The organism is Flavicella sediminum, assembly GCF_006381105.1.
Lineage (GTDB): Bacteria > Bacteroidota > Bacteroidia > Flavobacteriales > Flavobacteriaceae > Flavicella > Flavicella sediminum.
The window spans coordinates 1-12,181 of the sequence record NZ_VDET01000011.1; the positions used below are offsets into that span (position 1 = coordinate 1).

A 12,181-nucleotide genomic window follows, 5' to 3' on the forward strand; every position below is an offset into this window, starting at 1 on the left:
CGGTTAGCGGCTGCAAATTTAAAAGCTTTTTGTGTTATAAAAAAAGAAAATTTGAATTATTTTTTTAACACTTTCTAAACCACAACTCCAAACCTTTTTAAGAACTTTTCCCCTAAACACTTTCGCGGTTAGCGGCTGCAAATGTAAAAGCTTTTTTCTTTATAAAAAAATAAAATTTTAATTATTTTCTTACTCCGTTTTTCAACCCTCAATCAACATCCTAAGGAACTCTTTTACCAACTACTCTCGTTGTTAGCGGCTGCAAAGATACAACCTCTTTTTACTTTACAAACTACTTTTTAATAACTATTTTTTTACTTTGTTTTAACACAAACTCCAAACCGCTATAAAACATCTAATTAACACTCAAATTAAACAACTTTATTTTTACAAAAAATACCACTAAAAAGGAATAAAAGGATTCTTCTAGAGAAAAAACTGCAAAAGACAGCTTCATTTCAGCAATTAGCTGGAGGCTTCTTAAACCTAAAAATGAAATTTTACAGTGCCCTTATTTCTTCGGATAGATAAATTCAAACTTATTTTTAACGTCAAAATAATTAAAATCCAACTTTGAAGCCTTCAACTCAATCAAATTATCACGCCATGCGCGCTGAAGAATATCTTCAATCATATAATCTTCGCGAATATTTTCTGGGTCATAAGGTGTTTTCAAAGACAACTTAAACAAATTTGCCGTGGTATTATACCAAAATGCTTTCCATCCACTTCGATAATCCTTTACCAAGTCATAAGTTACCCTTCCCGTTTCACGATGAATTAACTTAATCAAAATCCTACCTTCTGTTCTGGTTAGTTTTTTTAACTGCTCAGTAAACTCCTTTTCCATATACTTATGGATTCGTTTGATGTATCTTTTCTTTTTTCGTTTCGAATCTATACTATCCAACCTATTGTTTAAAATCTCCAACCTTTCCGACGCTAATTTTGCGTAAGGATAAGCTCTTAGCACTTTTTTTCGAAACCAATAATAGTATCGCTTATCATTATATGTTTTAAACGTAAGCTTTTTCATCAATTGTACCTCTTGCAAATTCACCATCAGGGTATCTCCCGTAAACAAGGTATACTTCGACAGATCCAAAGAATCTTTATCTTGCGCGAATGCAAAACTAGTAAGGAAGATAAATAGATAAAAACAATTCTTTTTCATAAGCTATAAAATAGTACACCGCAAATTTATAGTTTTTTAACAAGTAAGCGAAGAAATTAAAAATAGTTTCACAGACCGACTATTATGCTTTGTACTAAAAAAACTATTCAGTATTTTTGAATAAAATAACACCTATATATTATATGAGTACAAAATCTATATTAAACGATAATTCTATTAATTTTTTAGAGAAATACCTAAACAATGCATCACCTACAGGTTATGAAAGCGAAGGTCAAAAAATTTGGATGGAATATCTAAGACCATATGTTGACACTTTTATGACGGATACTTACGGAACGGCTGTTGGAGTAATCAATCCTGATGCAGAATTTAAAGTAGTCATTGAAGGACATTCTGATGAAATTTCGTGGTACGTAAATTACATTACTCCAGAAGGACTTATATATGTCATCAGAAACGGAGGTAGCGATCACATCATTGCTCCTTCTAAAAGAGTGAACATTCATACAAAAAACGGAATTGTAAAAGGAGTCTTCGGATGGCCTGCGATTCATACCCGACTTAAAGGAAATGCCGAAGACACACCGAAGCTAGATAATATTTTTATTGACACTGGTTGCAAAACCAAAGAAGAAGTAGAAAAACTAGGCGTTCATGTTGGTTGCGTTATTACCTACCCAGACGAATTTATGATTTTAAACAAAAATAATTTTGTTTGTAGAGCACTAGACAATAGAATGGGTGGATTTATGATTGCTGAAGTGGCTCGACTTTTAAAAGAAAATAAAAAAACACTTCCCTTTGGACTGTATATTGTAAATGCAGTGCAAGAAGAAATTGGATTAAGAGGTGCTGAAATGATTACGCACACCATTAAACCTAATGTAGCTATCATCACAGATGTTTGTCATGATACAACAACACCTATGATTGACAAAAAAGTAGAAGGTGAAACTAAAAGCGGTGACGGACCGGTTATTTCGTACGCTCCTGCAATTCAACACAACCTAAGAGAGCTAATTATAAAAACTGCAGAGGAAAATAAAATACCTTTCCAAAGACATGCTTCTTCTAGAGCCACAGGTACAGATACAGATGCATTTGCTTACAGTAATGGTGGAGTGCCATCTGCATTGATATCCTTAGCCTTAAGATATATGCATACAACTGTAGAAATGGTTCACAGAGATGATGTTGAAAACGTAATCAAATTGATTTACGAAAGTATTCTTAAAATAGAAAACGGGGAAACTTTTAGTTATTTCGACTAAAATTCTGAATTTACAACAAACTTGCTAAGTACCTTCTTAGCAAGTTTGTTTTTTACACCTACAACACACTCGTTTACACCAAAACAATATTTGCAAAGTGACATGGATGAATTGATAGAATTATTAGATGCAAACGGTCAACCCACAGGACAATCTTGCCTGAAATCCATTGCTCATCAGCAAGGATTATTCCATGCCAGTGTACATATTTGGTTTTATACAACAAACGGCCAGGTTTTACTTCAAAAAAGAAAACATACAAAAAATATTTTCCCAGGTTTATGGGATGTCTCTGTAGCCGGACATATTTCTTTTGGTGAAAAAGAATTGATTTCTGCAATTAGAGAAACTGAAGAGGAAATTGGATTAACTGTCAACGAAAAAGATTTAAAATACCTAGGTACAAGTCGGCATAAAAATGAACATGCAAACAAGCTTATTGATTTTGAATTACATCATCTTTATATTTCTCTTTTAAAAGCACCTTTCTCAAATTTAAAAATTCAAGAAACAGAAGTTGCAGCCATTAAACTTCTTTCAATAGAAGAATTTAAAGCGGAATTAAGAAATAACAGTACTAATTATGTTCCACATGGGGCGGATTACTATTCAAGAATTGTAAATGCTATTCAAAAAGCACTGACCACAAACTAATCTTCATTTTTTACTATGAAAAACACCATTGCAGAAAGAATTCAAGACTTCTTAAAAAACTACCCTCCTTTTAATCTTCTTAACAAAGAAGACCTTTTTAGTATTTGTGAACAGGTACAAGTTATTTATTTGGAAAAAGGGAAGTTTATATTTACACAAACTGAAGCCACTCACAATATGTTTTATATCACCAACAAAGGCGCTATAAAACTTACACAAATTGAAAATGAAAAAACCAACATCATGGATATGTGTGATGAAGGTGATATTTTTGGTTTAAGAGCTTTGATTTTAAAGCAGCATTATTATATGAATGCCGAAGCCAATGAAGAAACCATTGTTTATGGCATTCCTGCAGATATTTTTGAACCTTTTGTTGAAAAAAACAAAAACATAAAAAATTATTTAATTACCAGTTTCGCTTCAAATGTAAAAGATCCATCTATAGTCGAAGAAAAAGGAAATACTTCTTCTTACATAAAAAAAGAGAGCAATAACGACTTATTCAATTTACAAAACGCCAAATACACTAAATCTCCTATTACTTGCGACTTAACAACAACAGCAAAAAATATTGCAACCACCATGAGAGATGCAAAAATTGGTGCCATGGTTGTTGTAGAAAATAAAAAACCCGTTGGAATTATCACCAATAAAGATTTAAGAGATAAAATTGCTACTGGCGACTTTAGCCTTGAGTGCCCAGCAAAAAAAATAATGACCAGTCCGGCGACTACACTACCTAAGCATATTACAATTCCGGAAGCCCATGTTTCCATGCTGAAAAACGACACAAGTCATATATGCATTACCAAAGACGGAACCCCAAACTCTAAATTAATAGGAATTCTTTCAATACACGACTTAGTCGTTTCCTTAGGAAACAACCCTTCTGTATTAATTAAAGAAACGAAGAGAGCTAAAAAATCCAAACAACTTCGAAGTATTCGAAAAAAAATAGACCTACTGCTTAAACAATATCTAGAACAAGAACTTCCCTTTGCCCATATATTAAATATCATTTCCGAATTAAATTCAGCCATTGTCACCAGAAGTATTGAACTTTGCTTAAAAAAAATGGATACACCACCTCCTGTAAAATTTGCATGGATGGCTTTGGGTAGCCAAGGACGTAGAGAACAATTGCTACTCTCTGACCAAGACAATGCATTAATTTTTGAAGACGTTGAAGAAACTAAATTTGAAGAAACACAAAGCTATTTTTTAACACTTTCTGACAAAGTTGTAAAATACTTAAACACCATTGGTTTTGAATATTGTCCTGCAGACATGATGGCTAGTAACCCTAAGTGGTGTACAAGTTTAAATAACTGGAAAAAACAATTCGATGAATGGATTTTTAATCCAAATAGTTCTGGAATATTATTGTCCTCTATCTTTTTCGATTACGAATATGCTTACGGAGAAAAAAAATTAACTAACGAATTAACAGAACACCTATTAAACTCCATCAACCAAAACAATCGATTTTTAACACTACTAGCAAAAGACATTATTGAAAAACCCTCACCTATTGGATTTTTCAGACAGTTTATTGTAGAGCAAGACGGAGAACACAAAGATTTTTTCAATATAAAAATACGTGCATTAATGCCACTAATAGATGCAGCCAGAGTGTTGTGCTTATCACTTAATATAAAAAATGCAAACAACACCTTGCTACGCTATCGAAAATTAGCCGAGCTAGAACCACAAAACGAAGATTTATACCAATCGTGCGAAAGGGCTTTTAGAACTTTATTGAAATTTAAAACCGAACAAGGCATTTTACACAATACCACAGGGAAATTAATTGAATTAGAATCTTTAAGCAAAGCTGAAAAATTAAAATTAAAAAGAGCTTTTAAGCCAATCAAAGAAATTCAAGAATTATTGATTCATCGATTTGCGTTGAAACAAATACTGTAACAAATTTATATGAGCAACCTATTTTCTAATCTTTTTAACAAAGACTATCCAGAATACTGGAATATTTATTGTGCGCTTTTCAAAAGCAAAAAAAAGCAAACCATAAAAGAAACTCGTTTTGTTGTTTTTGACACTGAAACTACAGGATTTGATTACAAAAATGATCGAATGTTATGTATTGGCGCTACTGTTGTTTGTGATGATCGTATTATGGTGAATGATGGATTTGAAGTGTATTTAAAGCAAGATGTTTTCAATCCAAATACGGTACGCATTCATGGAATTTTAAAAAATGAAAAATTAACCACTTTTGAAGAAAGCGAGGCTTTACTAAAGTTTATTGAATATATAAAAAACAGTGTGCTTGTAGCCCACCATGCAGGATTTGATATCAACATGGTAAATACAGCTTTGAAGAGACATGGTTTACAAAAATTAAAAAACAAAGTTTTGGACACCGGTATTCTTTTTAAAAGATCAAAACACATTGTCAATATTATTGATCCTAAAAAAAACTATAGCCTAGATGAAATTTGTCAGGAATTAAAAATATCTGTCAAAGACCGGCATACAGCAGCGGGCGATGCCTTTATAACCGCTATTGCCTTTTTAAAAATCATGTCGAAATTGAACAAAGACGGAAACATGAGTTTTAAAGATTTATTTATAAACCCAATGAATTATTAAAAATCCCGCATAAAAAAAACGCTAGTAAAATTTACTAGCGTTTTTTCAATTTAAATAATTGCGTTTTTTATAATTTCTTCTACAACTTCCGGATTTAATAAAGTTGACGTATCTCCTAAATTTGAAGTTTCGTTACCTGCTATTTTCCTCAAAATTCGTCGCATAATTTTACCACTTCTCGTTTTCGGCAATCCAGGTACAAATTGAATTTTATCTAATTTTGCAATGGGTCCAATATGCTCTGTAATTATTTGATTGATTTCTTTACGAACATTTGTTTGATCTCTAGATTCTCCAGTTTCCTTTAATATAACATACCCATACAAGGCATTTCCTTTTATATCATGAGGAAAACCTACAATTGCAGATTCTGCAACAGCAGGATGCTCATTTATAGCATCTTCAATAGGAGCTGTTCCTAAATTATGACCAGAAACAATAATTACATCATCTACTCTACCCGTAATTCTGTAATATCCAACAGCATCTCTTAAAGCTCCATCACCTGTAAAATATTTATTTTCATAGGCAGAAAAATAAGTTTCTTTATAACGTTGATGATTTCCCCATATAGTTCTGGCAATTGAAGGCCATGGAAACTTAATACACAAGCGTCCATCCACTTGATTCCCTGTAATTTCTTCTCCATTTTCATCCATCAATGCCGGCTGAATTCCTGGAAAAGGTAAAGTTGCATAAGTTGGAATTGTTGGAGTTACATACGGCAATGGAGTCACCATAATACCTCCTGTTTCTGTTTGCCACCACGTATCAACAATAGGACTTTTCTTTTTTCCTACATTATCATTGTACCAATGCCAAGCCTCTTCGTTAATAGGCTCACCAACCGAGCCTAAAACTTTTAATGAGGACAAGTCGTGTTTGTCAACGAACTCTAATTTTTCTTTCGCCAAAGCGCGAATAGCCGTAGGTGCCGTATAAAATTGCGTGATTTTATGTTTTTCTATAATTTCCCAAAAGCGTCCATAATCTGGGTAAGAAGGAACCCCTTCAAACATGACTGTAGTTGCTCCATTAGCTAAAGGACCATACACAATATAACTATGCCCCGTAATCCAACCAATATCTGCCGTGCACCAATACACATCATTGGCTCTATAATTAAATACATTTTTAAAGGTATAAGCCGTATACACCATATATCCAGCAGTGGTATGCACCATTCCTTTTGGCTTACCTGTTGAACCGGAAGTATACAATATAAACAACGGATCTTCAGCCTCCATTATTTCTGGCTCACATTCTATAGAAGCTTCATCCAACAAAGGTTGCAACCATAGATCACGACCCTCTTTTAAGACAATGTCAGAATTGATTCTTTTTACCACCAATACATTTGTAACTCCTGGACTGTCTTCCAAGGCCTCATCCACAATACTTTTTAAATCTATTGTTTTTTTACCACGGTAAGAACCATCTGAAGTGATGACCAACTTACAGTCGGAATCGTTGATTCTTGTAGACAATGCTGTTGCAGAAAAACCTGCAAATACTACAGAATGAATGGCACCAATACGAGCACAAGCCAAAACAGAAATTGCCAATTCAGGAATCATCGGTAAATACACACACACACGATCTCCTTTTTGAATTCCTTGTGACTTTAAAACATTTGCCAGTTGATTGACTCTTTCATACAACCTGTTATAGGTAATATGTTGCGCCGCCTCTTCCGGATTATTTGGTTCAAATAAAATAGCGGTTTTGTTACCGTTTGTTCTTAAATGACGGTCAATACAATTTTCAGTGATATTTAATTGCGCACCTTCATACCACTTAACTTCTGGCTTGGAAAAATCCCAACTCAATACTTTATCCCATCGCTTCCTCCAAACAAAATGTTCTTCTGCTATTTCTTCCCAAAACACTTCTGGTTCGCGAACTGATTTTCTATATACTTTGTAATATTCTTCTAAATGTTTAATATGATAATTACTCATCTTATTCTATTTCTGTATTAATATTTCTTTTTCTTAATGCGTTGCTTCTCCTGCTCCAGAAGGAATTCTAATATTCTCGACAATCTCTTGTACTTCTTGTGGTGGTGCTGGGGTAAATTTCGAAACGACAATAGAAATTACAAAATTCACAACCATGGCATAAGTTCCGAATCCTTCAGGAGATATTCCAAACCACCAATCGGCTTGAGTACCACCTCCAAACCAACCAAACTTAAATTTGGTCATATAATAAAGCATTAACAACACCCCTATTGCCATACCTGCAACAGCGCCTTCTTTATTCATTCTTTTATAGAATATTCCCAAAACGATTGCTGGAAAAAAAGATGCCGCTGCCAAACCAAATGCAAGCGCTACTGTTGCGGCCACAAAACCAGGAGGGTGAATTCCAAAATACCCCGCCAACATTACTGCTACTAAAGCAGACAATCTTGCAGCGATTAATTCTCCTTTTTCTGAAATATTTGGTTTGATCATTTTTTTAATCAAATCGTGCGAAACCGAAGCTGAAATCACCAACAACAATCCGGCAGCTGTAGATAAAGCAGCAGCCAAAGCTCCAGCTGCTATTAACCCAATAACCCAATTCGGTAAATTGGCAATTTCTGGATTGGCCAACACCATAATATCTCGATCTACAGTTAATTCATTTTTTTCAGCATCTGCCACATATTGCACCAATCCATCTTCATTTTTATCTTCAAAACTTAACAAACCTGTTAGTTCCCAATTTGAAAACCACTCAGGAAGTTCTGCGTATTTTTTGTTACTTACTGTTTCAATTAAATTTGTTCTTGCAAAAACAGAAATTGCTGGAGCTGTTGTGTATAAAATTGCAATAAACAACAAAGCCCAACCTGCCGATTTACGAGCATCACTAACTTTTTTCACAGTAAAAAATCGAACAATTACATGGGGCAATCCTGCTGTTCCTGCCATTAACGCTGCTGTTATAAAAAAAACATCGATGGTAGATTTAGATCCACTGGTGTATTCATGAAAACCCAATTCTTTGTGCAACCCGTCCAATTTATCTAGTAAGTAAACACCATCTTCAACCGTAGCTCCAAAACCTATTTGAGGAATAAGGCTTCCTGTCATTTGAAAACTGATAAATATAGCCGGCACCATAAAAGCAAAAATTAGTACACAATACTGTGCTACTTGTGTATAGGTAATTCCTTTCATTCCTCCTAAAACAGCATAAAAAAGAACAATGAGCATTCCTATGACAACACCTGTATTGATATCTACCTCTAAGTATCTTGAAAACACCAAACCTACGCCTCGCATTTGACCTGCTATATAGGTAAAAGAAATGATCAAGGCGCAAAACACCGCAACCGTTCTTGCTACATTTGAATAATACCGATCTCCAATAAAATCGGGAACTGTAAATTTCCCAAACTTGCGAAGATAAGGAGCTAGCAATAATGCCAATAAAACATAACCACCGGTCCAGCCCATTAAATAGACAGATCCATCATACCCGCTAAAGGATATAAGTCCCGCCATAGAAATAAAAGAAGCCGCCGACATCCAGTCTGCAGCAGTTGCTAAGCCGTTTGCCAATGGAGAAACGCCACCACCAGCTACATAAAATTCTTTGGTAGATCCTGCTCTAGACCAAATTGCAATACCTATATATAATGAGAAGGTTAAACCAACCAACAACCATATCCATTCTTGTGCACTCATTTTGTGATTTTATTAAAAGTTAATTTAGTTTTGAATTCTGTTATTCGTCTACTCCGTATTTTTTATCCAATCTAGACATCAATTTGATGTATACATATATAAGGACTACAAAAACATAAATAGCACCTTGTTGGGCAAACCAGAAACCTAGTTTAAATCCGCCCATGCGTATGGTATTTAATTCTTCAACAAATAGGATTCCGCATCCAAAGGACACAACGAACCATATGGAAAGTAAAAAAACTAAGTATCTTAGATTTTCTTTCCAATATTCTTTTAAATTACTTTTAGACATTTTTTTAAGTTTATTGGTTTTGTATAAGTTCGTTCATAAAAATATAATATTTAATCTAAAACTCAAGTGAATACCTAAAAGAAAACTCAAGTCCCCCCCTTATTAGCAACAAAATTACCCTTTGTCTGTTAAATTGACACCCTCAGTTTACAACATCGAACTTACTTATTTATTTTTACGAACGAAAGACACCGTTACAGACAACATTATAAATAGCACGAACGACCCGAATTTGAATATTTTAAGTAATTTTACAAACACAGCTTTTATTCATGGGTATTACTGAAACATTATTTTCCAACTGGCACCTTGTCGTTTCCTTTTTTGTAATTGCAATTTTATATTCCTCCGTTGGCTTTGGTGGAGGCTCTAGTTATTTAGCTGTTTTAGCCTTAACGAGTTGGGCTTATCCTGAAATTAGGGCAACAGCATTGCTATGCAATATTATGGTCGTTTCCAACTCATTCTATATATACTACAAAAACGGCTATTACAATTTCAAAAAAGTAATTCCTTTAGTCATAACAAGTATACCACTTGCGTTTATAGGAGGCTATCTAAAGATTAGTGAAACTATCTTTTATATTCTATTAGGCTTTACCTTACTTATTGCTGCAGTATTAATGCTCATTAACAAAAGTGAAAGCTTTCCTAAGCCCGAGAGTAAAACCTTAAAAAGTCTAAGCTATGGAGGTTTTATCGGTTTTATTTCTGGTATGGTCGGAATTGGAGGCGGAATTTTCTTAGCACCACTTTTGCATTTAACGAATTGGGACACTTCAAAAAAAATAGCAGCAACGGCAAGTCTATTTATATTGGTCAACTCTATTTCTGGTTTATCAGGACAAATACTGAATCCTGAATTTCATATCAACACCACTAGTACTCTTATTTTATTGGCAACAACATTTATTGGTGGACAAATTGGTACACGAATAAGTATTCAACTCATCAATCCTATACTTTTAAAAAGGGCAACCGCACTTCTTATTGCTTTTGTAGCAATCAAACTTCTAGTGAATCAATTTTAACTCCTAAAAAACGTATTTCTTATTTCTAAAAAAGCAGCTTTTAAGAATAAGTTGGTCAAAATTGACCTCCAACTACCACAACACTACCAAAACCAACTATAACAACAAGCTATTTACCAGTTTTAAAACTGCCAAATAACAGGTTATTACATGCTATAGATAAGGATACATACGTATTCCCATTTCATTCTGTTTTTTTTAAAAAAAAACTCAATTTTTACATAATAATAAAAATACAAAAGCAAAAAATAAAATATTCGTATTTAAAAACACTCATATTTTTCATAATACCAAAAAAAAACTAAATCTCACTGTAGCAAAACCGATAAAAAGGAATAAAAATACGTAGTAAACAAACCTAAAAAAACTATTTTACGTAAAACTACGTATATTTGTCTCAGTATTAATCGAAACATTATTATCATTTTAAATTATCAAATTATGAAAAAATTATTATTATCAGCATTGTTATTAGCGAGTACCGTAACCTTTGCACAAGAATCAAAATTATCTGTATCAGGATCGGTTGATACATATTATTCAACAAATTTATCTACTGGTGCTTTAGGAGCTACTGGAGTTTTAACTGATGTGGCTGCTAACGGATTTGGTTTAGGAATGGCAAACACTGTTTTTGCTTATGAAGGATCTAAATCTGGTGTAATTGCCGATTTAGCTTTTGGACCAAGAGCAAATGCCGCAAACATGTATGGTAAATCTGTTCTTGATGAAAACGGAGATGCTATCGGTGGAACTGCAGGTGCGATCAACCAATTATATGCTTACTATAATGTTTCTGAAAAAGTAACCGTTACTTTAGGACAGTTCAATACTTTTTACGGATACGAAGTGATTTCTCCTGCTGCCAACTTTAACTACTCTGTTTCTTATTTATTTGGTGCTGGACCATTCTCTCATACAGGTGTAAAGATTGACGTGGCAGCTTCTGAAGATTTTTCTTATATGTTAGCTATTACAAACCCTCATGGTTTCGCTTCTGGAACTAACGATACTGACAACTATCAATTTGGAGCACAATTAGGATTTAAAGGTCAATACTTAAACTTAGCATACGGTGCAGATGCATTTGCATTCAACGGCGCTAACCTAGCTACAGATGCTTTGTACATTGACTATACAGGTGGGTTTGATTTATCTGATTCTTTATACTTAGGAATCAATGCGGCTTACTCTAATTCTGACGATGCTGATTACGGATACCAAGGTGTTGCTTTATACTTGGAAAACGCAATGTCTGACACTTTTTCTTTAGGATTAAGACCTGAATTTTTCCAAGAAACTGGAGCTGCTGACGCTAAAGTATTTGCTTTAACCCTTACAGGAAGCACACAACTTGACGATAATTTAAAATTGATCACAGAACTAAGATACGACTCTACAGACGCTGACAACCCTGTATGGGAATCTGTCTTACCTGGAGCTAAAGACACTGTAACTGCTTTAACTATTGCAGCTGTATATTCTTTCTAAAAAAA

At 33.9% G+C, this 12,181-nt stretch carries 10 protein-coding genes; 6 read left to right on the forward strand and 4 right to left on the reverse strand.

All coding sequences use genetic code 11. From position 1 onward, the window contains the following. Positions 1 to 511 precede the first annotated feature (511 nt). Entirely contained in the window at positions 512 to 1,174 is a 663-nt protein-coding gene (locus tag FGM02_RS11740) for a DUF4294 domain-containing protein (RefSeq protein ID WP_139958577.1), read from the reverse strand. A 143-nt stretch (positions 1,175 to 1,317) separates the two neighbouring features. On the opposite strand from FGM02_RS11740, the gene FGM02_RS11745 reads away from it, so the two are divergent. Genes FGM02_RS11745 through FGM02_RS11760 form a run of 4 tightly spaced genes read left to right on the forward strand, consistent with a single transcriptional unit; the run spans position 1,318 to position 5,679 of the window. Beyond that, a complete protein-coding gene (locus FGM02_RS11745) occupies positions 1,318 to 2,409 on the forward strand; it encodes a M42 family metallopeptidase (protein ID WP_139958578.1) in 1,092 nt (363 codons plus the stop codon). A 21-nt stretch (positions 2,410 to 2,430) separates the two neighbouring features. Next, positions 2,431 to 3,063, forward strand: a complete 633-nt coding sequence (locus tag FGM02_RS11750) for an NUDIX hydrolase (protein WP_243739393.1) — start codon at positions 2,431 to 2,433, stop codon at positions 3,061 to 3,063. 15 nt (positions 3,064 to 3,078) lie between these two features. Beyond that, a complete protein-coding gene (locus FGM02_RS11755) occupies positions 3,079 to 4,992 on the forward strand; it encodes a DUF294 nucleotidyltransferase-like domain-containing protein (protein WP_139958579.1) in 1,914 nt (637 codons plus the stop codon). A 9-nt stretch (positions 4,993 to 5,001) separates the two neighbouring features. Further along, a complete protein-coding gene (locus FGM02_RS11760; protein WP_139958580.1) occupies positions 5,002 to 5,679 on the forward strand; it encodes a 3'-5' exonuclease in 678 nt (225 codons plus the stop codon). Positions 5,680 to 5,729: 50 nt separating this feature from the next. On the opposite strand, the gene acs is transcribed toward FGM02_RS11760, so the two are convergent. The 3 genes from acs to FGM02_RS11775 are packed head-to-tail and all read right to left on the reverse strand — an operon-like array spanning position 5,730 to position 9,654. Next, positions 5,730 to 7,640, reverse strand: coding sequence for an acetate--CoA ligase (acs, locus tag FGM02_RS11765; RefSeq protein WP_139958581.1), 1,911 nt, complete (start codon positions 7,638 to 7,640; stop codon positions 5,730 to 5,732). A gap of 33 nt (positions 7,641 to 7,673) precedes the next feature. Next, on the reverse strand, positions 7,674 to 9,359 hold the full coding sequence (locus FGM02_RS11770; RefSeq protein ID WP_139958582.1) for a sodium:solute symporter family protein: 1,686 nt from the start codon (positions 9,357 to 9,359) through the stop codon (positions 7,674 to 7,676). Between the two features lie 40 nt (positions 9,360 to 9,399). After that, positions 9,400 to 9,654, reverse strand: coding sequence for a DUF4212 domain-containing protein (locus FGM02_RS11775; protein WP_139958583.1), 255 nt, complete (start codon positions 9,652 to 9,654; stop codon positions 9,400 to 9,402). A gap of 272 nt (positions 9,655 to 9,926) precedes the next feature. Between FGM02_RS11775 and FGM02_RS11780 the strand changes: the two genes are divergently transcribed. Further along, positions 9,927 to 10,685, forward strand: coding sequence for a sulfite exporter TauE/SafE family protein (locus FGM02_RS11780; RefSeq protein ID WP_139958584.1), 759 nt, complete (start codon positions 9,927 to 9,929; stop codon positions 10,683 to 10,685). 441 nt (positions 10,686 to 11,126) lie between these two features. After that, on the forward strand, positions 11,127 to 12,176 hold the full coding sequence (locus FGM02_RS11785) for an outer membrane beta-barrel protein (protein ID WP_139958585.1): 1,050 nt from the start codon (positions 11,127 to 11,129) through the stop codon (positions 12,174 to 12,176). The last annotated feature ends 5 nt before the right edge of the window (positions 12,177 to 12,181 follow it).